The sequence below is a fragment of the Duncaniella sp. C9 genome, from assembly GCF_004803935.1.
GTDB classification, from domain to species: domain Bacteria; phylum Bacteroidota; class Bacteroidia; order Bacteroidales; family Muribaculaceae; genus Duncaniella; species Duncaniella muris.
This window is the reverse complement of the sequence record NZ_CP039547.1, coordinates 3,063,835-3,088,293: the sequence shown is the minus strand read 5'-3', so window position 1 is coordinate 3,088,293 and position 24,459 is coordinate 3,063,835. Positions and strand designations below refer to the sequence as shown.

Genomic DNA, 24,459 nt, shown 5'->3' with positions numbered 1-24,459 from the left:
TTCAGAAGCTGTTTTCAAACAAACTCCATTATCCTCTGACCCTCCCGGCCAAGTCGCTGTGTCATCCGAATTTGGAGATCTTGCGGAGCATCGGTTCGTTAAGTATCTTGATCTTGCGGCCGTCTACCACGATTATTTTTTCCGTGACGAAGTTCGACAGTGTGCGGATGGCGTTCGAGGTGGTCATGTTCGAGAGATTCGCAAGGTCCTCACGGGCCATATAGATCTTCAGAGTCATGTTGTTATCCTCCTCATAGCCGTAGGTGTCAAGCAGCACTATCAGGGCTTCGGCAAGGCGTCCGCGGATATGCTTCTGGGTGAGATTGACGATTTTAGTGTCTGAATTGCCGAGGTTGCGTGACAGCTCATGGATGAAAAACATGGCAAGCCGGTTGTTTTTGCTGATCATCTCCTCTACAAGGCTCATGGGCAGAGTGCCTAAAGTCGAAGGCTCGATTGTCGCGGCGCTTGACACGTATGGCTCGCCGGCAAAGAAAGCCCTGTAGCCGAAATACTGGCCGGGATTGACAAGCCGGAGAATCTGGACTCTGCCGCCTACACCGTCCTTGTATTTCTTCACCTTGCCGTCAATAAGGGCCCAGAGATATTCTGGGTCCTCCTTTTCTGCATAGATGATCTGGTTCTTTTTGTAGTGGTGGATGGTGAAATTATCAATCAGTTTGCGCTTTTCCTCGTTGGTGAGAAGCGCCCAGATTTCAGCAAGTTCTTCCGTCAGAATTTTTTCAATTGTACTTTTGACCATGAGTAGAGTGTCGAGCAACTATGTTATATAACACGCAAAATTAGCAATTTGTAGTGGCCCGCATCCTCAAAGAGATGTTAAAAATTACAAATATGAAGGCAGAGGCCTATTGATGAGCCTTTGCCTTCATATAAATTGTGGAAATCTGCTGTTGAAACAGTTTTTTATTGACGATTGTATGGGGTAGTGCTACTTGCGGTTGTAGAACTGCAGCACACGGTTGCGCAGAATCAGCTCATATTTGGCCTGTACCTGTTGGGCCAGGGCGGTTATATAGTCCGACTGTGTCTGTTCCCACTCGGTGGCATTGGCTTTTCCGTAGGTATATTTTTCGGTCATGGCGTCGAGAGATGCCTTGGCGGCCTCGACTGCTATTTTCCCGGCCTCGAACTTCTTTTCGGCTCCGACTGCCTGATGATAGGCGAGCCGGATGCTCTTGTGGAGTTCGCTTTCCTGCTGTGCGAGGTTGATCTGGGCACTGAGTTTGCGCACTTTGGCCTGGCGCACGTTGTTGCGGGTCGAGAGTGCGTCGAAGATCGGCACCGAGAGCGAGAAGCCGAGCTGCTTGGAAAAGTTGTCTTTCATCTGGGCTGAGAATGATTCTCCCTGCTGGCCTGACACGGTGTAGTAGCTGCTGCCGAGCCCGGCGTTGAAATTCAGACGCGGGAGATAGCCGCTTCGGGCCACTGATATGGCATCGTCAGCCGCTTTGATATTCTGCCGTGAGGCCCGTAGAGCCGGATAGTTGGCCAGGGCATTGGCATAGACTTCGTCGGCGCTTGCAATGGCCGGACTGTTCTCGTCGATCGGCGTCACTTCAAAGCCGCTGATATCATCAAGTTCAAGGTCTTTGGCCAGATTTATAAGCGAGGTCTGATATTCGTTCTCTGAATTGACCACCTGGACCTCGCTCTGCGCCACCTTTGACCGGGCCTGGATCACGTCGACCTCAGGCACTTTGCCTCCTTCGAGCAACGCTTTCTGGCGTTCGAGCTGCACCTGGCTCAGGCGCAGTTGCTCGCGGCTCACTTCAAGGAGTTCCTTGTTGTAGAGCACCTGCAGGTAATCGGTGATGACGCTGAGGCGCACCTCGTCGCGAGCGGCTTCGGCCTGCATCTCAAGCGCTGTCAGAGAGGATTTGGAATAGCGCAGCTGGCGTATGTTTCTGAGCCCCTGGAAAACGGGCAGTGACATCTGCGCGCCCCATGAAAACATGGAGGTGTTGCGGTTGGCATAAGTGTTTGACGAGGTCAGGCCGCGCCCGAAGTCCCAATTCTGCGAGGCAGAGGCATTCAGAGTGGGGAGGAAAGCGTCTTTGGCCTCGGTTACGGAATATTCGCCCTGGATGCGTTCGATCTCGGCCGACTTTATCCGCAGGTTATGTTCGAGTGCGTAGCTGATGCAGCTGTCGAGGCTCCAGGTCTCGGCCGAGGCGGAAGCGATGGCCATCGAGCACAGCAGCAGCGGTAATGATAAGCGTTTCATCTGTATTCTTTTTAAATAACCTCTTGTGTGTTAGCGAAATGGTGGCTGTCTGTCAGTTTTTCTTGACCGCGCCGCCGCGCAGCAGCTGAGTCTTTTCGATACCGTCGGTCACATGGATGTTGATGCCGTCAGAGGTGCCGGTTCTGATGGCCTTGCGCTCGAATTTCTGTTCGGGCAGGCTGTCGGTGAGTACATAGACGAAAGTGCTGTCGCCTTCCCACTCGATGACGCTTTCCGGAATGGTAAGCACATCGGAGACCTTGCTGAGGCTCACGGTGGCGTTGGCGCTGTAGCCTGCGCGCAGGGTGTCGCCTGAGGGCACTTTGATGGCCGCCTTGATCTCAAAGGTGTTCGCTCCGTTGGTCTCGGTGCCTTTGGGGGCTATGAGTTCGATGACGGCATCGAGTTTCAGATCGGGGAGGGCGCCGATCGAGATGCTCATGGGCTGGCCCACGGAGAGGAGTCCGACCTCGGTCTCGTCAACCTTGCCTTCGAATATGAGATTGTTCATGTCGGCAACGGTGGCCACGGTGGTGCCGTCGTTCATCGTGTTGGCCTGGATTACCGAGCTGCCCACTTTGACGGGCACATCGAGCACAAGGCCGGTGATGGTGGCGCGCACAAGGGTGTTGCTCTCCTTGGCATTGGTTTTCGACACACCTTCCTTGACAATCGAGTAGGCGTCTTCAGCCGCATTCAGTTCGGCCTTGGCCTGGGCGAGTGCGGTGGCGGTGGTTTCGAACTCTTCGCGGCTGATCACTTTCTTGTCATAGAGCAGCTGGTTGCGCTCATGCTTGACGCGCGCGTCATCAAGGCTGATTTTGGCGGTCGCTATCCGTGACAGGGCCGAGGATAGCTGGCCTTCGTCAGGCACAACCTTGATGTGGGCTATGACATCACCGACCTGCACCATGTCGCCTTCCTCTACGTTGATCTCCGAGATGATGCCCGATACCTGAGGCTTGATCTCGATCTCGTCGCGCGGTTCTATCTTGCCTGTCAGCACAGTGCTGCGCTCGATCTCGCCGGTCGAGGGGCTGACGAGTTCATATTTTTCTTTTTCCGGGCGGGATTTCATGAAAAGATAGACGAATGTCCCGATGAAAACAGCGGCGATCAGACACCACATGAATATCCGCAAAATTTTCTTCATAGCGTTTTTTATGGGGTTACGTTGGTTATATTTTCTGTTGTTTGTTCCGGTGTGGCATGATGGGTTATTTGTCGTTGAGCGCCTCGATCGGCTTGATCCTCATGGCTTTTATGGCCGGGATCAGACCTGCGGCCGTACCGAGCACGAGGAAGGTGGCAAGGATGGTCACGGCCTGGCTGAAGGAGAGCTGAAAGGCTATGGTGCCGCGGTCATCGGAGAAGGCCATTTCGGCTCCTCCGAGCAGCAGGATGGCCAGGACTATTCCTGCCAGGCCTGCCACGGTGGTCAGCACCATGCTCTCGGAGAGAATCTGTGTGATGATGTCGCGTGGCTTGGCGCCGAGCGCTCGGCGTATGCCTATCTCATGGGTGCGCTCCCGCACTATTATCCACATGATGTTGCCTACTCCGATGATGCCTGACATCAGAGTGCCGGCGCCTACCACGAGGGCAAGCAGCGTGATGCCCAGGAAGAGATTGTCGACCATCTTGAACTTCTCCGAGACGTCGATGAAGAACACAGCTCCTTTGTCAGCCGGATCGACCGGGTGGTTGCGTGCAATCAGGCGGCGCACGGTTTTCTCATAGTCGCCGGGCAAGTAGCCGCTGCGCAGAGTCATCATGAACATGCCCACATCGTTACCGAGATTGTAGTTGGCCCGCATCGAGTTGTAGGGGATGATGACAGACTCGTCAAGTTCGGCACCCATGCGTATTTCGGATGTCTGTCCGGCAATGCCTACCACCTTGTAATATATGCCGTTGAGCGAGATGTCTTTTCCTATGCCTGACTCGGAGCCGAAGAGTTCGTCGGCGGCCTTTTTGCCTACCACGCATACTTTGCGGCTGTGGGCGTTGTCGGCCTCGTTGATGAAGCGGCCCTCGTAGATCTTAGGCACGAAGATTTTGTCATAGCCGCTTTCCACTCCGGTCAGCTGTGCGGTGGTCTGGTTCTGCCCGTAGAGAGCCTCGCCCCAGAGATTGTTGACAGCCGATGAGTTTTCTATCTCAGGGATGGCGCGGCGGATGTTGATGACATCCTGCAGGTTGAGCTGCACTTCCATCCCTTTGTTGAAGCCGCCGTATGAAACAGTGGTGCGGCCCGGAAACACGATGGCCACGTTCGTGGCAAAGCCCTCGAAGTTACGGCTCATGAAGCTTTTGAGGCCTTTCGAACCGCCTATGAGCATGGCGAGAATCGCCGTTCCCCAGAAGATGCCGAAGGCGGTCATGAAAGTGCGCGTCTTGTTCTGAGCCAGGGTTGTGCCTATCTCGCGCCAGTTTTCTATGTCAAATATTGGATTTTTCATTTATCGTAGTGGCGTTTTGGCTGATGGTCATTCATCTCTGAGGGCTTCGACCGGTTTGATTTTCAATGATTTCATGGCCGGGAAGAGGCCTGCGAGCGCTCCGGCTATGATGAGCACGAGTGTCACCTGGAAGGCTATCGCAAGATCTACAGTGGGATCTTTGAGTATCTGGTGTCCGCCTTCGCCGTCTCCTGCCGTGAGGGCGGCGATGCCCTGGGCGGCGAGCACTCCGAACACTATGCCGACATAACCGAAAAGAGTGGTGATGGCCACGCTTTCGAGTATGATCTGCCGCAGTATGCTGCGTGGCTTGGCTCCGATGGCGCGGCGCACGCCTATCTCATGGGTGCGTTCGCGCACCGAGACAAACATGATGTTGCTCACGCCCACTATGCCTGAGAGCATGGTCAGCAGCCCGATTATCCAGACAGCCATGCCAAGCACTCCCATTGCCGAGGAGGTGGTCAGATAGTCAGAGAAACGGTTCCAGATCCAGAGGGCTCCGCTGTCATCGTCAGCGAAGGTGTGCTGGCGGCCGAGGGTTGAGCGGAAGCCTTTCTCGGCGTTTTCGCTCTCTTCAAGCGTCCTGACATCTTTGAGTTTGACGGTGATGTTGTTGACGTAGTCCGACCCTCCGCTCATGGAGCGTGCGGTGGTGTAGGGGATGAAGTTGTCGCGGCGCCATTCCTGCCTGTAAGTGCCTACGACTGTGAATGACAGGTTGCAGATCTTGACCTGCTGCCCTATGGGATCTTTGTCGCCGAAGAGGGTTTCGGCCGATTCCGTGTGGATCACCACCACGCGCCGTTTGCTGTTGATGTCGCTCTGGTTTATGAAGCGGCCTTTCTCGATGGTCACGCCGCTGTTGCGTATTTCGGCCGGATAGACCCCTTTGTAGCCGTCGGTCAGATAGTCTTTGGAGGTGGAGATCTGAGCCGAGTCGTTTGTGACGCTTGCCACTACCTCGGCTGCGACATTGCTGTTCTGCGAGGCCACTATTGCTATGTCTTTGTCGCGCAGGCGCACACGGCGGTTTTCTTTCAGCCCTTTGTAAGCTTTCTGGGCGTAGCCGCCGCGGATTGACACTGTCTCGGTGTCGTGCTGTCCGAACATCGCGTCCATGCCGTTGACCAGTCCGCGTGACACGCTCAGGAGCACGATCAGCAGGAAGATGCCCCACGAAACGGCAAAGCCGGTCAGCGCGGTGCGCAGTTTGTTGTTGCGCAGCGTGGCTAATATTTCATTTAAGAGATCAAACATTTGAGTTGTCAGACAAGGTTGTTGAGTTTAACTGACTATACGGCCATCGGCAATGCGGATGATGCGGTTTGTCTGTTCGCCGACACCGGGGTCATGCGTGACTATAACTATGGTCATGCCTTCGGCGTTGAGGTCGCGGAACACCTGCATCACCTCACGCGAGGTCTTTGAGTCGAGAGCGCCTGTGGGTTCGTCGGCGAGAATGATGGAGGGTTTGGTGATCAGTGCGCGGGCAATGGCCACACGCTGTTTCTGTCCGCCTGAGAGTTCGCTGGGCAGATGGGTGGCGCGGTCGGCCATTCCCATGCGTTCGAGCTGTTCCATAGCGAGTCTGTTGCGCTGCCGGCGCGACACTCCGCGGTAGAAGAGCGGAAGAGCCACGTTTTCAAGAGCGTTCTTGTAGCTGATGAGGTTGAATGACTGGAAGACGAAGCCGATCATATAGTTGCGCAGGTCGGCGGCCTTGTTCTCGCTCAGATTCTTGATGAGGACACCGTCGAGCCAGTATTCTCCGGAATCATAATTGTCAAGAATTCCGAGTATGTTCAGCAGTGTGGATTTTCCGGAACCGGACGCACCCATGATTGAGACAAGCTCTCCCTTGTCAATGGTGAGGTTGATGTCTTTGAGCACATGCAGGGGCACGACTCCGGGATAAGATTTATTGATGTCCTTCAGGCTGATAATCATAGCAGAATTAAAATTATACCGATTGGCATGGTGTCAGGTGTGCAGGAAACACTGACGGTTTTTAAGATGTTTTTTCCTAATTAGACGCAAAATTACCTAAATAGTTACAGCCTGCGTCAGAAAAAGCTCTGAAATCCGTATCTTTGTAGTGTTAAATTTATGTAAACAACTGAAAATACGATAAAAATGAAATTTGTTTCATGGAATGTCAATGGCCTGCGAGCTGTGTGCGGCAAGGGCTTTGACGAGCTTTTCGCCTCAATGGATGCAGATTTTTTTTGCATTCAGGAAACCAAACTCAGCCCCGGCGCGCTTGAGCTCGAATTCGAGGGCTATCACTCCTACTGGAATCTTGCCGACCGCAAGGGCTATTCGGGGACGGCCATCTTCACCCGTCAGCGCCCGCTGTCGGTCAGCTATGGCATCGGTGTGGAGGAGCATGACCGCGAAGGGCGTGTGATCACTCTTGACATGGGCGACTGTTATCTGGTGACGGTCTACACTCCCAACTCGCAGTCGGAGCTTGCCCGTCTGGACTACCGTATGGCCTGGGAGGAGGCATTCCGCAATTATGTCCGCGGGCTTGACAGTCAGAAACCGGTGATCATCTGCGGTGACATGAATGTGGCCCACCAGGAGATCGACCTGAAGAATCCCAAGTCTAACCGCCGTAACCCTGGATTTACCGACGAGGAGCGCGGCGAGTTTTCAAAATTGCTCGACTGCGGCTTTGTCGACACCTTCCGTGCTATCCATCCGGATCTTGAGGATGCCTACACATGGTGGAGCTATCGTGCACGGGCCCGCGAGAAGAATGTGGGCTGGCGTATAGACTACTTCCTGATCAGTTCGCGGTTGCTTCCGCGTCTGGCCGATGCCAATATCCGAGGCGATGTCATGGGGTCGGACCATTGTCCCGTGGAACTGTATCTGACCGATCAGTCCTGATCCGGCCATACATTTTGAGGAACGCGATCTAAATAATAATAATAAGTCACCGTCAGAGGAATTTTCGTCCTTGACGGTGACTTTTATTATCAGGTATGCTTTTTAGAGGTTTTTTAACAACAACCTCTTATTTGCGGTGTGCTTCCGTTCAGATTTTTACCTTGATGGTCTTGAGGTCTTTGGCATCGCTTGAAGAGCCGACCATCAGTTCGTATTCACCGGGAACGACGCGCATTTCCTGAACGGCCTCGTCCCAGTTCTCGAACAGTTCGCGTGGGAAGTCGATTTCCACGGTCTTGCTCTGGCCGGGAGCGAGATCCACGCGGGTATAGCCGCGGAGGGTCTTGTTGGGGCCTGCCGTGTCAGAGGGGCGGCGCATGTAGACCTGCACTATTTCAGTGCCGCTGACCTTGCCGGTGTTTTTGACGCTGACGGTCACTTTGCCGTTCTTGTATTTCGGCTTCGAGATGTCAAAAGTGGTGTAGCTCAGGCCGTAGCCGAAGGGGTAGAGCGGAGCCTGCCGCATGTAGCGGTAGGTGCGGCCTGCCATCAGATAGTCGTCGAAGGCCGGGAGCTGTGAGTCATCCCTGTAGAAGGTGACTGGGAGCTTTCCGGAGGGATTGTAGTCGCCGAAGAGCACATCGGTCACGGCATATCCGCCCTGTTCGCCGGGATACCATGCCTGAAGAATGGCATCGCAGGTTTCGTTTTCGGGAGTGAGGGCCACTGCGCTGCCGCTGCAGTTGACGAGCACTATTTTCTTGCCTGCTTCGTGGAGGGCCTTGAGGATTTCACGCTGGGGAGCGGGGAGCTCGATCGAGGTGCGGTCACCGTCGTCAAATCCCGGTTCGCGCACTTTGGCTTCTTCTCTTTCATAGGCGGGAGATATGCCGCCTGCGAAGATCACCACGTCGGCATCCTTGGCCTGGGCTACGGCATCAGCCGCTGTCACCTGGCGTGTACGCATGATGTCGAAATTGAGAGTGGCATCGTCTTCAAGCTGCATGTAGTCAACCTCGATGTCATATTTCTGGCCTTTCTTCACCGGGAGTTCACGTTCGCGGAAGCCGAGGGGATCGGTTTTCCAGCGGTTGTGGACGGTGTCGCCGTTGATGATGATGCGGAGGCCGTCATCGTTGTTGTAGATCATGTTGAGGGTCTCGTCGCGGTCGGCCACGAGGGTTCCCTTGATGCGGGTGGTGAAGTTGGTGAGGTTGACTCCGGGGGCGAACACGGTGTTGCCTCCGTTGTCAAGCTGTATGGCTGAGGTATAGACGGTTTCAGCTGCTGGAGTGCCTTCCATTCTGGTGTTGTTCCAGTAAGTGGCCTCCATGCCGCGGCCTTTGGAGCTGGTCATCGATCCGAACACGCTCTCGCGGTCGGTCATCTGAGTGACTGCACATCCGCGCACGTAGGGCAGATCCTGGCCGAGGCGTTCGCGCAGAGCCTCAAGGATGGTCACTGTGTGGCCGGGCTGTCCGTAGTAGATGCCCCACTGCATGGTGGAGTCAGCGGCATTGGGGCCCATGACCATAATTTTGCCAGACTTGGGCGATAGGGGCAGCAGGCCGTTGTTTTTCAGGAGCACCATCTGTTCGCGTCCCATTTTGCGGGCGAGATCGCGGTGGGCTTTTGAGTTGACCACGCTCAGAGGTATCGAGGTCCAGGAGACGAGTGAGTCTGGGTCGAAGTCACCGAGTTCGAAGCGGCCTTTGAGCAGACGCTTTACGCTGACGTCGATGTCAGACTCTTTTATGTCTCCGCGTGACACAGCCTGCGGGAGCCGTTTGTAGACGCTTCCGCATTCCACGTCGGTGCCGCTGAGCACACCCAGGGCCGAGGCGGCGGCAGCGTCTTTCGATACTTCGTGGCGACCTTCGCGGTAGAAGTCGCCGATGGCGCCGCAGTCGCTGACCACGAGGCCGTCGAAGCCCCATTTGTAGCGAAGTATGGAGTTGAGCAAGCGGTCAGATCCGCAGCAGGGAGCGCCTTCGAAACGCTGGTAGGCACACATGACCTGCTGCACCTTGCCTTCCTGCACGAGCATCTTGAATGCGGGGAGATAGGTTTCCCACAGTTCACGGGCGGGGAGGGTGTTGATGTCGAACTGGTGGCGGGTCTTTTCAGGTCCGCTGTGCACGGCATAGTGCTTGGCGCAGGCGTGGAGTTTCCAGTATTTGTCGCTTCCGTCACCCTGGAGTCCGCGAACCACTCTGAGGCCCATCCGGCCGTTCATGTATGGGTCTTCGCCGTAGGTTTCCTGACCGCGTCCCCAGCGGGGGTCACGGAACACGTTGATGTTCGGGGTCCAGAAGGAGAGGCATTTGTATTTCCCGACATTACCTTGCTTGCGGGCGAGGGTGTTTTTGGCGCGGGCTTCGTCACTGACGGCGGTGAACACCTCTTCTATAAGGTCATCGTCAAAAGAAGCGGCCATGCCGATACAAGAGGGGAAAACTGTGGCCAGGCCGTTGCGGCCCACACCGTGTAGAGCCTCGCTCCACCAGTCGAAAGCGGGAATTCCGAGGCGCTCGATGGCCGGTGAGGAGTTCATCATGAGTTTCACTTTCTCTTCGAGAGTGAGTCTCGAACAGAGATCCTCGGCACGCTCGGTCGACGAGAGGGCCGGGTTCTGATAGGGTAGCATCTGGGCGCTTACAGCCGGAGCTGTCATGGCGAGCAAGGCGGCAGATACTATCGCGTGGGTAAGTTTCATGGATCTATGAATGGTTTAATTTGATTGGATTGGCGATGCAGGAGCCTGGGAAGCCTTATTGTAAAGAAAACCATATCCCGCGGGCTATCGACTTTTGTCATAGCCGATTGGTTTTATGCAAAGATACGATTAAAACTTCTTAAATCCAAATGCCCTGGCGGGGGGCTGTTTGGCAGTTAGGCGGATTCTTACTACTTTTGTGCTGAAATCAATATCCGTTTATCACAACCTCTAAAACCAATGAAAAAGTTAAAGCTAATGCTTGCCGGGGCTGTAATGTCGGTTTTTGCAGCCGAAGCTGTGGCTTCGATGCCCGCCGCGCCTGCGCCCGAAAAGCCCAAACACTATTCGGAATGGATGACACGCTCTGAGATGAAGCGTCAGCCGAAAAGTTATCTCCTGGACTTCTCCAACCGCCCGAAATGGAGCTATGTCATGGGTATCGAACTGGAGTCTATGCTCGACACCTATCTGCGCTACGGCGGTGACGACATCAAGGCTTATTGTATAGAATACACAGATACGATGATCTCTCCTGCCGGTGAGATACGCCGCTACAATCTGAAGGACTACAATCTCGACAATGTCCGCACAGGCCACTTCGTGACCCGCATGTATGAGCACTTCCCCGAAGCCAAGAATCTCCGGGCCATGAACACTCTCATGCTCCAGCTCAACGACCAGCCCAGAACCAAAGAGGGTGTCTACTGGCACAAGGCCATCTACGCCTATCAGGTGTGGCTCGACGGCATTTTCATGGGCCTTCCCTATCGTGTGCTGACCGCGTCAATGATCTATGCGCCCGAACAGGCTCTCCCGATCTACGACGATGCTGTCGATCAGGTCAAGAAGACCTATGAGCGCACTCTCGACCCTGCCACCGGTCTCAACCGCCATGCCTGGGACGAAAACCGCGACATGTTCTGGAGCGACAACGAAACCGGCCTTTCGCAGCACTGCTGGGCGCGCGCCCAGGGCTGGTACACTATGGCTCTCGTGGAACTTCTCGATGCTCTGCCTGATGACTATGCGCGCCGCGGCGAGGTGATCGAGCTGCTGACCAAGACATTTGACAATGTGATCAAATGGCAGGACAAGAAGACCGATGTGTGGTATCAGGTGATGGATTCACCTACCCGCAAGGGCAACTATCTTGAATCAACCGCGTCTTCCATGTTCGCCTACTCTCTGCTGAAAGCCGCCCGTAAGGGTTGGGTAGGCCAGAGCTACCGTGACGCCGGCATCAAGGCCTATCGCGGAATTCTTAAGGAATTCATCAAGGAAAATCCTGACGGAACCATCTCGCTCACCGACTGCTGCGCTGTGGCAGGCCTCGGTCCGGGCATGAGCCCCTCGGTTAAAGCCGCCGCTCCCAAGGTGAAGGAAAACACCCGCCGCGACGGTTCTTATGACTATTATCTCAGCGAGCCTGTCCGCGACAACGATGCCAAGGGCATCGGCCCGTTCATCTGGGCTTCGCTTGAAATGGAACAGCTTGGCTACGACACAAGCATGAAGAAAAAATAATAGAATTCGTATTTTTTTCACAATCATCGGCTGCTGCCTGCCAGGGATCGTCCTGGCGGGCAGCAGTTTTTTTGTGCGCTTTTGCGGGCCATGCGCCGCAGGGCCATCTCGCGGAGGCGGCGCTGACGGCGGTTGAGCTTTACGGTGATGGGGGCTTCTTCGGTTTCTGCCTCCTCTTCTGGTTCATCGGTGCGGATTGTAGAAAGCGCCTCGGCCGGAGTGGCGGCCACAGCCGCTTCTTTGCGCCTGCGGCTGCGCTGACGGGCTTTGGCCGAGCGGGCTATGGCTTTCTCGATCTCGGCTTTAAGCAGCATGACGGTCAGAAGTTGCCGCCCCTCAAGCCGGCGTCCGGGCGCTTTTCCGTCTCTCAGATATTCGTAGATGTAGGCTTTGACCTGATAGGTCTCTTCCTGGGTGGCTCTTACGGCCTTCATGGAGCTGTCGATGCGGGCCATTATCCCGTCATAGAAGTTTTGCGATACGCTCAGATTCTGTTTTTTCTGTCTTTTCATAACCGTATGGATGTGATGTGTGTTTGCAGTGATTTTTCACTGCAAATATACGGTTGTGCGGCGATGGTTTTAGTGCGATAATGCGGGACGGCCTGTGAATTTTCTGATTTCTTCCCTCACTTTACCGCCGAGAAGCAGCAGAGTGATCATTGTCGGGAAGGCCATGAGCGCGTAGAACAGGTCGCAGAATCCTATGGCCACTCCGAGCGGCATGACAGCGAAGACCACGAGTGTCAGGATGAAAAACCAGGTGTAGAAGCGCGCACGGCGTTCGCCGAAGAGATAGGCCGCGCAGCGGTTGCCGTAGAAACTGTAGCTGAACATTGACGACAGCGAGAAGCAGAGCACTATGCCCATCAGCAGGTACTCGCCGGCGGGAATGGCGGCGGCGAAGGCTTTCATGGCCACGTCGAGGCCCTTGATTCCTTCCACTGCCTGCAGATCGCCGCAAAGCAGCAGGGCGAGGGCGGTGAGGGTGCAGACAAGGCCTGAGTCAATGGCCGGACCAAGCATGGCGATGAGGCCTTCACGCGCTGGCTCGCTGTTGGCCGAGGCTCCGTGCATGATGGTGGCCGTGCCGACACCCGCGTCGTTGACAAGTGCGGCTCTGCGGGCGCCTATGATGGCTATGCCGGCCAGAGCGCCCCAGCCTGCGCGCAGGTTGAAGGCTTCGGCGAAGATTGATCTGAAGGCTGCGGGGACTTCGGCGGAATGAGTGATGATTATGTAGAGCACAAGGAGGAAATAAAGCCCTACCATGAAGGGTACGAGCCAGCTGGCCACTCCGGCTATGCGGCGTATGCCGCCTACCACTACCGATGACACAATCAGGGCTATGGCTATTCCGACCATGAGGCGGAAGGCTGCTTCGTGGCCCCAGCCGAGAGCCGAGGCGAGAGAGCCTACAGCCGGACTGTTTTCAAGCCATTCGGGAGTGGTGAAGGTGCTGACCACGGCTTCGGTCAGCTGGTTGGCGTTCATGATGCAGAGCGTGCCGAGCATTCCGGCCACGGCAAAAGTCAGCGCCATCCAGTGCCATCGCGGGCCGAGGGCTCGGTCTATGATATACATTGTGCCGCCTGATGTGCGTCCGTCAGGGCCGGCGGTCTTGTAGCGTGTGGTGAGGACTCCTTCATGGAATTTGGTCGACATTCCCACCAGGGCGCTGACCCACATCCAGAAAATGGCACCCGGCCCGCCCATCACAAGAGCAATGGCCACACCGGCTATGTTGCCCATGCCCACGGTTGCCGCTACCACAGATGTCAGAGCCTGGACCGATGAGATCTGCCGTCCGGATTCGCGCGACTGCTTGCCGCGCAGTTCACTGAACGCCGCAGGGAGCAATCGCAGCGACACCATGCCTGAACGCAGGAAGAGGTAGAAGCCGCCGCCGATGAGCAGGATGAACAGCGGATAGCCGCAGAGGAAGTCGGCGAGAGCCGTCACAGATTCGCCTACCATCGTCCGCCTGCGCCTCCGCCGCCTGTCATGCCACCGCCGAACGATCCGCCGCTGAAGCCGCCGCCACCGCCTCCGCGGAGTGAGCTGCCGAGAATGCTCCCGGCCACTATGGCGGCTGTTGGATCGGCTTTCCTGGGGATGCGGAAGCGTTTCTGATGCTGGTTTCCGCAGTTTTTGCAGATGTAGATGTCTACGCCCTCGCCTTCTTGGGAGACGGTGGGCTGACGCAGGGTGCGGCGGTCGACGAGCGACATGGCGCGTGCTCCGCAGCGCTCACAGATGCTGTAGTTGTTCTGACGGTTGATGTAGGGCAGTATCTCGGTCTGGTGGCACTTGGGGCAGTGCCACACGTCATAGTCGATCGAGTTGATGCGCTCCTCGGTGTCTTGCGCCGGGGTGAGATAGTCGTTGTCATGCTCTTCGTCGATCAGCTCCATGCGGGTGCCGCAGTGGGGGCAGTCACGTCTGTGGCGGCGCACACGTTTCATCTTGAAGACGAGGAGCAGGAAGGCAGGCAGTGCCATGCCGAGGGTGAGAAAGAGGCCGAACAGGGTGGGGGTGCGGTACTGGTCGAGTGCACGGTAGCGCTGCACGTCGTCGAGACGGCGGGTCGATGCGATGGCGTAGACCACCATCACCAGGAGCACCAGGGCCACTGCGCCTGCAAACGAGAGATACATGCTGAAGAGCTCGCTGCCGCTGAGGTCATTCTCGAACTCACGGCGCGAGTCATTGGCATATTTCGATTTCAGTTCTTCGGCAAGCTCCGGGTTGCGGATTATCTCTGCGATGCTGCTGACTCCTGCCGCGGTGCCTTCGTCATAACGGCCTTCGCGGTAGAGGGGAAACATGACGTTGCGGATGATGCGTCCGGCTATTATGTCGGGGAGGGCTCCTTCCACTCCGTAGCCGGTGCGGATGATGGCGGCATGGTCGTCGCGCGACAGCAGCACCAGTATGCCGTTGTCTTTGTCTTTCTTGCCGATGCCCCATTTTTCGAACAGTTTTGTGGCGAATTCCTCAGGAGTCATCGAGGCGTCTACGCGGTCCACGGCCACAACGGCCAGTTCGACAGAGGTGTCGGTCCACAGCGATCCGATTTCGGCATCAAGACTGCGGACTGCGGCGTCGGAGAGGACACCGGAGGGGTTGGAGACGTAGCGAGAGCGGTCGGCTACATGCACGTTGGGCACCTCGTCGACGGTGATGGCTTTCGCTGTCACCGAGCAGAGGAGGAGCAGCAGGGCAAGGCCCAGGCGCAGGGCGGAGGGGTGGTGGTTTCTGGTCATCATCAGTTGTTGATTTTAAGACTCATGCCCTTCAGACGGCTGTAGAGGTCGAGGGCATATACATCGGTCATGCCTGAGATGTGGTCAAGTACAGCCTGGAGTTTGCCGTAGAGCCCCGGTGAGTCTACTTCATATTGCTCCGGCACTTTAGCCAGAAGCAGGCGCGAGTAGTTCAGGTCGGGGTTGCAGACGGCTTTGACAAGTTCGTGGATAAGGAATGATATGATGCGTGTGCCGGCAAGCTCGATGTCGACCACATCGCCGGCGCAGTAGATCTTTTTCCAGGAAAGAGCCTCGCAGTCGCGGTAGGCCCGGTGTTCGGGATCGGGAATGTGGTCGAGCAGCGAGCCTCGGAACTGTCCGCGGAGTATCTCTTCCTCGTGGCTGAGGAAGGCCTCGGCGCAGCGGTTGACGAGCGCTCCGATGATGCACGAACGCAGATAGGCTATCTTCTCGTTCGGATCGTCGACGCTTTCCATGACGCGCGTTATGTGGGCGCGGCGGGCTTCGTCGAAATATCCCAGGAAGAGGGGAATGACCTCTTCGGTTGAGAGTATCTTCAGTTTGTGGGCGTCTTCGATGTCCATGATCTCATAGCAGATATCGTCAGCGGCCTCCACTATGTAGACCAGCGGATGGCGGGCGAAGCGCACGGTTCCTGAGGGTTCCTTGTGGCGGATCATGCCCAGTTCTTCGGCCACTTTTATGAAATCGTCCTGCTCGGATGAGAAGAATCCGAATTTGCCGTGTGAGCCTGCTAGCGAGGAGTCGAATGGATATTTCGCTATCGAGGCGAGGGTGGAGTAGGTCATGGCGAATCCGCCGGGACGGCGTCCGTTGAAGCGGTGGGTGAGAAGACGGAAGGCGTTGGCGTTGCCTTCGAAGTTGGTCAGGTCGGTCCACTGGAGGTCTGTGAGGCGGTCGCGGAAACAGCGGCCTTCGCCTTCGCTGAAATAAGTCGAGATGGCTTTTTCGCCTGAGTGGCCGAAGGGTGGATTGCCGAGGTCATGGGCGAGGCAGGCGGCGCTGACTATCTCGCCGATGGAGTAGAGCTTGCCGACCCACGGTTCAGAGGAGTATTTTTGCCGAAGTCCGGCGGCTATCTCGGCGGCCATCGAACGGCCTACGCTGGCCACCTCTATGCTGTGGGTCAGGCGGTTGTGGACGAAGATGCTGCCCGGAAGCGGAAACACCTGGGTTTTGTTCTGCAGACGTCTGAACGGCGAGGAAAAGACCAGCCTGTCAAAGTCGCGCTGGAAGTCACTGCGCGAGCCGGTTTTCGGGTCGTGGAAGTGTTCGAGCCCGAAGCGTTTGTCGTTGATGAGTCTGTCCCATGACATCTGTTCCATAATCGAGTTTTTGAAGATGGTTTGTATTTGCGAAGATACGCAATATTTGTGAGTGAGTCTGATAACAAATGTTAAGAAACGCTCTCTGAAGCCGGATAGACTGAAAAAGGAATGGCTGGAAAATCGGACAGGGCTGATGCGCACCGCGCATCAGCCCTGTCAGTCAGAGTATTTTTTTGTTCGGCGCGGATGCTGATTATTCAGCCTTGCCGTTTGAGCCGAGCACTGCAACAATTTTGTGCTTGTAGAGCTTCTCCATTTCGTCGCGGGCCGGACCGAGGTATTTGCGGGGGTCGAATTCAGCGGGCTTGGTGGCCATCACCTTGCGCACGGCGGCGGTCATTGCCAGACGACTGTCAGAGTCGATGTTGATCTTGCAGACAGCGCTCTTGGCGGCCTTGCGGAGTTCTTCTTCGGGGATACCGATGGCGTCGGGGAGCTTGCCGCCGTATTCGTTGATTTCGTCAACGTATTCCTGGGGAACAGAGCTTGAGCCGTGGAGCACGATGGGGAATCCGGGGAGTTTTTCCATAACGGCATCGAGTACGTCGAATGCCAGCGGCGGGGGAACGAGACGGCCGTTGGCGTCGCGGGTGCACTGTTCGGGCTTGAACTTGTAAGCGCCGTGAGAGGTGCCGATTGAGATTGCGAGTGAGTCAACACCGGTGCGGGTTGCGAAGTCGATAACTTCTTCAGGGTCGGTGTAGGTGTGGTGGTCGGATGACACTTCGTCCTCAACGCCTGCAAGCACGCCGAGTTCGCCTTCTACAGTCACGTCATACTGGTGGGCGTAGTCGCATACTTTCTTTGTGAGGGCAACGTTTTCTTCATAGGGAAGGTGTGATCCGTCGATCATCACTGACGAGAAGCCGTGTTCGATGCAGTCCTTGCAGAGCTCGAAGCTGTCACCGTGGTCGAGGTGAAGCACGATCTGGGGATTTTCCCAGCCGAGGCTCTTTGCATATTCAACAGCACCCTGGGCCATGAAGCGGAGCAGGATGGGGTTGGCATAATTGCGTGCACCTTTGGAAACCTGAAGGATTACGGGTGATTTTTCTTCAGCCGCAGCCTTGATGATGGCCTGGAGCTGCTCCATGTTATTGAAGTTGAATGCGGGGATCGCATAACCACCCTTGATGGCCTTTGCAAACATTTCTTTGGTGTTTACGAGACCTAATTCCTTATAACTTGTCATTTTAGTTAAGAGGTTTATTGATTAATAATAGTAATTAGAATTGTACTGGCTACAAAGTTAACAAAAAAATCCCGGTCTTGATCATGATTCGGGCAAAAAAGTAAGCTGAATTTGCCGGATGGACGCTGAAAAAGTGTTGCTTTCGGCTAAACGTCCGTCAATGAGGCTGTTTTGGTTCGGCGGGGTCAGCGGCGGTCGTGGAAGCGGTAGCCGAGGCCTATCATTAGATTGTTGGGGTTGCGGAAACTGTTGAGCTGATAGCCGATGTGGAGGAAGAGGTGCTGCCAGACGTTGACTTTCAGGGCGAGGACCTGATAGAAGTTGCGGCTGTCGCTGTTGCCGATGATGTTGTAGCCCATGCCGGCGTTGATAGAGAAGATGGGCATCACGAGCTCGCCGCGGGCCGAGAGTCCGGCCGAAACCTGGTGGAAAAAGCCGGGGCGGCGGAATTTGATGTTGTCGCCGTAGGTGCCTTCGACGTAATATTTTCCAAGTCCGGAACTTTCGTCATACTGTATGTCGGCTGAGATTCCGGCACGCAGAAAGCGGTTGAAGTTATACATCGGGGCGAAATTCAGCCCTGCTATGCCGAAGCGTCCGGGCAGAAGCTGGGGGGCGGAGTTGATATGGAGCATACGCTTGCGGGCGGCGCCGTAGATGACCAGGTCGTAGCTGAAGTGGGGTTTGACCGGTTCGGTGCCAGTCATGTCCGAGAGGGTGGCCTGGGTGGCGCGGCTGTCAAAGGTGTAGATCAGTCCGGCGCGGCCGCCTATGGAGTTGACTCCGGGGTTGGGCCATGAGGTGTTGCCGTTTGACCAGTGGGTCATGTCGATGCCGGCGGCAAGCGCGAGCCGTGATGTCAGGCGGTAGCGCAGCATGAAGCCTACGTTGATGTAGGCGTTGGTCTTCGAGCCGACTATCAGGTTGACGGGTGTGTGGTCTTCGTCATATTTTTTCCAGCCGAATGACGCTCCGAAGTTCCATTCGTAGTCGAAGGTGAGCCGCGGGGTCAGCCTGAAGATCGGTGCGCCCTGAAACACGTAGATGCCCAGGGGCGTTCCTACGCGCCGGTTTTCGAAAAACGATGTCATTGACAGGCCTATGCCTTGGTATGCACCCGGATAGAGCCGGCCGGTGCGGGTTGAGTGGGAGTAGCTGAACGAGTATTTCAGGTGGGCCGACATGGCCGAGCGGAGCTCTTTCTGGTCATCGCCGTAATAGCCGGCGTCACGCAGGGCTGAGGTGGAGGAGCCTACATATGCCCCGCACATGTCGAAGCCAAGATGGCTGACTATTGACGAGGTGCTGTCAGCCGCTGCGGGGGTGGCTGCTGAGACGGGTGAGAGTGCCGTGCCGGTCAGGACCGCGGCGGCTATGGCGCGGAGCTTTGTGGAGATCGCCCCGGTCAGTGATGTCCGGTTGGTGTTATTCATCGAGGGGTGATATTTTCCAGTTGAATGTATAGAAGAATGGCTGGATGACGGTTACCGTTGTCGGCAGATCGTGGCTTCGGCCTGAGATGGGGTTGCTTATGCGGAGCGATCCTTTGGCCGTCATTATGATTCTCGATATAGTCATATTGCTTATAGCGGCTGACATGGGCGGTATCTCCACCGGATAGACTGCCGAGAAACTCAGACCGTTGACCGAGGCGCTGTCGAGTGGTTTGATATAGGAGAGCTCTTCGGAGTAGCGTACTTTCTCGCCGTTGAATTTTCCGGTGACCATCTCGGTTTCAGCTGTCTGGATATAGGTCGGTATCTCCACCAGCGGAAATTCCGAATCGGTGTCGATGTCGAAGTTGCGGAGCGACGGGGTTTCGAATCTGACATATATCTGGCAGATGTTCTCCACGCAGTATGACTGGGTGATGGTATTGGGTCCGCGGTTGTTGATGGTGATACGATTGCTGGTGGTGGTGCGGAAGTCATTCGAGATGTCTGGTTCGTAGGTCAGGGCGGTGATGATGTAGTGGCCTTCTTCCTCCTCGCGCATGATGGTGAAGCTGACATATTCGGTCTTGTAGGAGTATTCGAGTTTTATGCGCCCGCTGACGTTTTCGCCGGAGATGTTTTTAAGAGAGCTGATTTTGATCTTTCCGAGCTTTTCCTGCACGAATTCCACCGTCAGATCGTTGCTGACGGCCTCGACTCTGCTGATGAAAGGCAGGCTTGAGCTGACGTCCATCAGATAGAGGCGGGTATAGTCGTTGTAGGTCTGGGTGTAGCCGTATTCGTTATAGGTTGTCCAGTCATAACTGAAACGGTCAAGCTGGAGCTGAATGCTGCGCAGATAATCGGTGGCGAATGTGACCTCTTTCCCTTCGCCGATGGCGATTTCAAAATCGGAGGATGAGGGAGGGGTATCGTCAATGAAAATATCGTTGTTGCAACCTGTCAGCAGCAACAGGGCGAAGAGCAGAAAGGATAGTTTTAAGCAGTATGTGTGCATGAAAAGAAATGTGAACCGCAAATATAGCGAAGATTTTTGGAATACAAATGGCATTTGTTTGTGAATTAATTAAAAAAAGCAATTTGAGAACAGACCGCACGGGTGCTGTTGTTGATGAGGCTGTCAGCTGACGGCCGCAGGAGAGTGCTTCCGGGTGGTTTAACTTATTTTAAGTCTACGGATGTGAATCTTTCAAAATTCAATTTGTAATTTTGTCCCAAATTCGATTTTTGCAAAATACAATATCTCTGCTGCAGGAACCAATGTTGATACCATGATTCAAGCGCCTATGGTTCTGCTTGGAAACTATTGAATTTTATCAGACATTCATTATTTACATCAATACAAAAACCATGAAACCCCTGAAACTGATTTTCGGGCTTGGACTTCTGGCAATGGCCGTGACGGCTCAGGCTGACTCGAAGGTGACCACCGTCATCAACGGGCAGACAATTGCCAAAGATCTCACAAAGCTCACGTTTAATGACAAGATGGTTACTCTGACGTTCAGTGACAACACCAGCGAGACTGCTGAAATGGGCCTCGTAGCCGTGACTCTCGACCACAGCGGCGAGTCAGGCATCAAGGAAATCCTCGCTGATCCCAAAAAGCAGAAGGGCGTCTACAACCTCAAAGGCCAGTATCTTGGCGAAAAACCTGATGGCCTCTCACAAGGAATCTACATTGTCAACGGTCAAAAAGTCTACGTCAAATGAAACATCTCTACTCTTTGCGCGGACTTCTGACCGCCGTAATAGCTTTATTTGCCCTTGTGCCGGCAATGAATGCCGAAACCTTGCTTTGCAGTTATGCGAACGGGTCGATGACCAACATCTCGATTTCAGGCACTACTGTTTCAAAATCAGTTAAGTATGCATCTAACACGACAAGCGTCACTTGTCTGCAGCTTGCAAACGGCTACACTACAGAGAACGTCTATAATGGAAACGCGATCAATCTTATCTGCTCTGATGGATTCAAGGCCGGAGATGTCGTGACTATCCAAGGTTTTATAAACAATAAGGATGCCTCGAAACGCGGCGCTGTCAAACTTATTTCTTTGGGAGAGGGAAATAAAATAGTCGAACTTAACGCGTTCCCCGATTTCATCAACGGTTACAGCTCTCCTGACACTCCTGAGAAACTGACCTACACTCTCGTAGAGGATCAGCCGAATCTCTCGCTTGTGCGTGACGGCAATACAGGCACTAACCTTATGTTCATCTCGGTTGTCCGCGATCCCGGAACCGGCGGCGAGAATCCTGAGCCGGGCCCCACTCCTTCAGGTGACCATTCGGTGGGTATGAACACTCTGAACAATCAGATGCTCCTGCAGCTCGGAAGCGGTGATGTCAAGTATTACAATACCGCCGATCTTGCAGAGGTGAACATCGACAAGGCCACCGGAACAGTGAGCGTGACTCCTCTCGCCGGCGACTGGAACGATGAGTTCAAGCAGAATGTAACCGCCATCAGATTCGCCAAGGCTCCCGAAACCGGAGCTGACGCGGAAATCAGCAACAAGGGTGTCAACATCACCGAGGCTAAAGGTTGGCTGGAGTCGGTCTATGCCAAGTGGGTGCCGCTTGAAGACGCGTCTACCTACCGTGTATATATTAAAGGTGGCAAGTATAGCGACTATACCCGCATAGACCGCGAGCTGGTGCGCAACTATGGCTCTTACGGTCGTGTCGACATGGTTGGGCTTCCTGCCGGGGTCTATTCGCTGAAGGTTGTGCCCGTGATCGGCGGAGCGGAAGACGAGAGTATGGCCAGCGAGGCCAAGGAAATGGCCGTCAAGGCTTATGACCGCAGCGGTTTCGCTCATTTCAACAACAGTGGTGTCGGTGCCTACAAGGACAATGGCGAGCTGAAAGATGATGCTCGTGTGATCTATGTCACCGCAGAGACTGCCAAGACTGTGAAGTGTCTGGTAAAGCAGAGCGACAAAGACGGCGAGGGCACTGAGTTCACCGGACTCCAGGCCATTATCAATGCTTATCAGAAGGGTGTGGAGACCCGTCCGCTCGCTGTCCGTCTGATCGGAACAATCCGTGACTCCGATATGGACGCATTAGGCAGCTCTGCAGAGGGTCTGCAGATAAAGGGCAAGAACAATACCATCCCAATGAATATCACCATCGAAGGTATCGGTGATGACGCAACCACCTGGGGCTTCGGCTTCCTGCTCAGAAATACGGTCTCTGTTGAGCTGAGAAACTTCGCAAACATGCTCTGCATGGATGATTGTATCTCGATCGACACTGACAACAAGTATTGCTGGGTCCATCACCTTGATCTGTTCTATGGCAACGCCGGCGGCGATTCAGACCAGGCGAAAGGCGATGGCACGGTAGACATCAAAAATGATTCGCAGTATATCACAGTGGCCTACAACCGTTTTCATGACAGCGGCAAGAGCTCGCTCTGCGGCATGAAGTCGGAGTCAGGCCCGAACTATATCGACTATCACCACAACTGGTTTGACCACAGCGATTCGCGCCATCCGCGTGTGCGCACTATGACAGTGCATGTCTGGAACAACTATTATGACGGCTGTTCGAAATACGGAGTGGGTGCCACGACCTCATCGAGTGTGTTTGTTGAGCGTAATTTCTTCCGCCACTCTCTTGCTCCGATGATGAGCTCGCGTCAGGGCACCGATGCAAAGGGCGATGGCACTTTCTCAGGCGAAAACGGCGGCATCATCAAGAGCTTCGGAAATCTCTATGCCGAAAAGGGCACGGCCGATAAATATAATGTGATCACTCACGCCATGAGTGCTACGGATTTTGACTGCTACGAGGCATCGAGCCGTGACGAAAAAGTGCCTTCGACATTCAAGGCGCTTGTAGGCGGTGGCACCTATGACAACTTCGACACAAATCCGGCTCTGATGTATGACTACACTCCGCTTGAGGCGTCAGAAGTGCCGGCTGTGGTGACCGGTTTCTACGGCGCAGGCCGTCTCAACCACGGCGATTTTGTCTGGGATCTCAACTACAGCGGTGCCGATACAGACTATAGTGTGAACACTCAACTCAAAGCAGCTCTCGAAAGCTACAAGAGCACGCTCGTAGGCATTTTCGAGTAAGGCGTAAAAGACCGGATTGCCGGAATCAAAAAGAGAGTCCAACTTCCTGAAAAGCAGAAGTTGGACTCTCTGTTGTAATAAGTGATTTTTGTAATTAAGAGCGGAGAGAGGAGGAGTGGAGGGATGATTATTTGCGTACGCAGCGGATGGAGTGGCCGAATGTGTAGGCATGGCAGTCATCCGGGCCGCTGACCGCTACATTTTTGGCGGTGCCATTAACGCGGAGGGTGCTGAGACCTTCGACTCGGAGCCAGCTGGTGGAAACGGTAGAGCCCCAGAAATATGTGTCGGAATACAGGCCGGTGATGTCTCCGTTGGCATAGGTGCCGGTTGCGACGGCATCAAATCCGGTGATGTTGTTTCCGGTCATGCCTTCTGACCACATTCCGAAGTCGGAGGCCTTGAAGTTGGCAGCGGCAAGACCGCCGGCGGTGCGCAGTTTTGTGAGTTGCTCGGTCGATGGTACTTCCCAGCCTTCCGGGGCGATGCCTTTTTCGCTGGTCACGCAGTAGCCGTTATACATGTAGCCTGCAACCTGGAGCCAGTCATAGTCGGTGCTTGCGAGGTAGGCTCCGGTTGTGTTGGCTTTCCAGGCGGCGTTTTCGCCTGAGGAGATGGAGGCTATTGAAGAGCCGTCGCGGAAGCAGGTGGCGCGGAGATTTTCAGCCATCCAGTATTGGGTTCCGATCTTTACGATCTTGTATGTGTTGCGGTCAAAGAGGCCTCGGTTGTCGGTAATGACATCAGGCTGAAGAGTGGCTGCGGTTGTCTCGCCGCTGTAAGAAGAGATGATGTTTCCGTCGGCTACATAGACGGTGGAAAGAGCATTGCCTTCCTCGCCTACGGTGGCGGTGTTTGCGTCAAGATCCCAGACCACAGAGGCTCCGGTTGAGGTGAGGCCTTTGGTGAGATCGGCGCGTCCGTCGGCTCCCATCGGGTAGATCACCACTACCTGTCTGTTGATGGAGCGGATGTATTCCTTGGCTACTTCGGCCACCTGTTTACCATCGGCCATGACTTTCTGTACCCATCCGGTAGAGAAGTCGGTGGGGATTTCTACTGCCACTGCCTGGGTGGTTTCCTTGGATTCATCGAATGTCATGCTGTCGATTTCATCGACGCGATACTGGACTTTGTCGCCGTTTTTGAGATTGATGCTGAGTGTGTAGGCCGGGGTTTGGGCGAAAGCCGATGCGGCGCAAAGAAGAAGGGAGGGAAGCAGATATTTTTTCATGTCTGTGATGTTTCAGTGAT

General features: G+C 55.0%; 19 protein-coding genes. 4 read left to right on the top strand and 15 right to left on the bottom strand.

What is annotated here, in order from left to right; translation table 11 throughout:
* Positions 1-61: 61 nt before the first annotated feature.
* From E7745_RS13095 to E7745_RS13070, 6 genes are all read right to left on the bottom strand, one after another.
* Positions 62-763 carry a Crp/Fnr family transcriptional regulator gene (locus E7745_RS13095; protein ID WP_123399041.1) on the bottom strand — a complete coding sequence of 234 codons (702 nt, stop codon included), beginning with the start codon at positions 761-763 and terminating at the stop codon, positions 62-64.
* A gap of 189 nt (positions 764-952) precedes the next feature.
* Entirely contained in the window at positions 953-2,248 is a 1,296-nt protein-coding gene (locus tag E7745_RS13090) for a TolC family protein (RefSeq protein WP_123399039.1), read from the bottom strand.
* Between the two features lie 52 nt (positions 2,249-2,300).
* Entirely contained in the window at positions 2,301-3,401 is a 1,101-nt protein-coding gene (locus E7745_RS13085; RefSeq protein ID WP_107031308.1) for an efflux RND transporter periplasmic adaptor subunit, read from the bottom strand.
* Positions 3,402-3,465: 64 nt separating this feature from the next.
* On the bottom strand, positions 3,466-4,710 hold the full coding sequence (locus tag E7745_RS13080) for an ABC transporter permease (protein WP_107031309.1): 1,245 nt from the start codon (positions 4,708-4,710) through the stop codon (positions 3,466-3,468).
* Between the two features lie 27 nt (positions 4,711-4,737).
* On the bottom strand, positions 4,738-5,970 hold the full coding sequence (locus E7745_RS13075; protein ID WP_107031310.1) for an ABC transporter permease: 1,233 nt from the start codon (positions 5,968-5,970) through the stop codon (positions 4,738-4,740).
* A gap of 27 nt (positions 5,971-5,997) precedes the next feature.
* The gene (locus E7745_RS13070; protein ID WP_107031356.1) at positions 5,998-6,657 is read right to left on the bottom strand and encodes an ABC transporter ATP-binding protein; all 660 of its coding nucleotides are present in this window, start codon (positions 6,655-6,657) and stop codon (positions 5,998-6,000) included.
* 189 nt (positions 6,658-6,846) lie between these two features.
* On the opposite strand from E7745_RS13070, the gene E7745_RS13065 reads away from it, so the two are divergent.
* Entirely contained in the window at positions 6,847-7,608 is a 762-nt protein-coding gene (locus E7745_RS13065) for an exodeoxyribonuclease III (RefSeq protein WP_123399035.1), read from the top strand.
* 148 nt (positions 7,609-7,756) lie between these two features.
* On the opposite strand, the gene xyl3A is transcribed toward E7745_RS13065, so the two are convergent.
* Complete coding sequence (gene xyl3A, locus E7745_RS13060; RefSeq protein ID WP_123399034.1) at positions 7,757-10,324, bottom strand: xylan 1,4-beta-xylosidase; 2,568 nt, start codon at positions 10,322-10,324, stop codon at positions 7,757-7,759.
* A gap of 240 nt (positions 10,325-10,564) precedes the next feature.
* Here xyl3A and E7745_RS13055 point away from each other — a divergent pair, with 240 nt between their 5' ends.
* Positions 10,565-11,851, top strand: a complete 1,287-nt coding sequence (locus E7745_RS13055) for a glycoside hydrolase family 105 protein (protein ID WP_123399032.1) — start codon at positions 10,565-10,567, stop codon at positions 11,849-11,851.
* Between the two features lie 23 nt (positions 11,852-11,874).
* Here the strand turns inward: E7745_RS13055 and E7745_RS13050 are convergent, their stop codons facing one another.
* From E7745_RS13050 to E7745_RS13020, 7 genes are all read right to left on the bottom strand, one after another.
* The gene (locus E7745_RS13050; protein WP_124076139.1) at positions 11,875-12,363 is read right to left on the bottom strand and encodes a hypothetical protein; all 489 of its coding nucleotides are present in this window, start codon (positions 12,361-12,363) and stop codon (positions 11,875-11,877) included.
* Positions 12,364-12,432: 69 nt separating this feature from the next.
* Positions 12,433-13,827 (bottom strand): sodium:alanine symporter family protein, encoded by a 1,395-nt coding sequence (locus tag E7745_RS13045; protein ID WP_123399030.1) that lies wholly within the window; start codon positions 13,825-13,827, stop codon positions 12,433-12,435.
* The gene (locus E7745_RS13040) at positions 13,821-15,119 is read right to left on the bottom strand and encodes a YgcG family protein (protein WP_123399028.1); all 1,299 of its coding nucleotides are present in this window, start codon (positions 15,117-15,119) and stop codon (positions 13,821-13,823) included. Before E7745_RS13040 ends, E7745_RS13045 begins: the two co-directional genes overlap by 7 nt.
* Positions 15,119-16,456 carry a dGTP triphosphohydrolase gene (gene dgt, locus E7745_RS13035; protein ID WP_136409204.1) on the bottom strand — a complete coding sequence of 446 codons (1,338 nt, stop codon included), beginning with the start codon at positions 16,454-16,456 and terminating at the stop codon, positions 15,119-15,121. The genes E7745_RS13040 and dgt overlap by 1 nt, the downstream gene beginning before the upstream one ends.
* 205 nt (positions 16,457-16,661) lie before the next feature.
* Positions 16,662-17,660 (bottom strand): class II fructose-bisphosphate aldolase, encoded by a 999-nt coding sequence (locus E7745_RS13030; RefSeq protein WP_107031317.1) that lies wholly within the window; start codon positions 17,658-17,660, stop codon positions 16,662-16,664.
* A 185-nt stretch (positions 17,661-17,845) separates the two neighbouring features.
* The gene (locus E7745_RS13025; RefSeq protein WP_123399026.1) at positions 17,846-19,093 is read right to left on the bottom strand and encodes an acyloxyacyl hydrolase; all 1,248 of its coding nucleotides are present in this window, start codon (positions 19,091-19,093) and stop codon (positions 17,846-17,848) included.
* A complete protein-coding gene (locus E7745_RS13020) occupies positions 19,086-20,111 on the bottom strand; it encodes a hypothetical protein (protein WP_136409006.1) in 1,026 nt (341 codons plus the stop codon). Before E7745_RS13020 ends, E7745_RS13025 begins: the two co-directional genes overlap by 8 nt.
* A 353-nt stretch (positions 20,112-20,464) precedes the next feature.
* Here E7745_RS13020 and E7745_RS13015 point away from each other — a divergent pair, with 353 nt between their 5' ends.
* Both E7745_RS13015 and E7745_RS13010 read left to right on the top strand, forming a co-directional pair.
* Positions 20,465-20,827: a subtilase gene (locus E7745_RS13015; protein WP_124076020.1), complete on the top strand. Its 363-nt coding sequence runs from the start codon at positions 20,465-20,467 to the stop codon at positions 20,825-20,827.
* A complete protein-coding gene (locus E7745_RS13010) occupies positions 20,824-23,205 on the top strand; it encodes a pectate lyase (RefSeq protein ID WP_240740318.1) in 2,382 nt (793 codons plus the stop codon). The genes E7745_RS13015 and E7745_RS13010 overlap by 4 nt, the downstream gene beginning before the upstream one ends.
* 127 nt (positions 23,206-23,332) lie before the next feature.
* On the opposite strand, the gene E7745_RS13005 is transcribed toward E7745_RS13010, so the two are convergent.
* Positions 23,333-24,439 carry a fibrobacter succinogenes major paralogous domain-containing protein gene (locus tag E7745_RS13005; RefSeq protein ID WP_124076019.1) on the bottom strand — a complete coding sequence of 369 codons (1,107 nt, stop codon included), beginning with the start codon at positions 24,437-24,439 and terminating at the stop codon, positions 23,333-23,335.
* Positions 24,440-24,459: the final 20 nt, after the last annotated feature.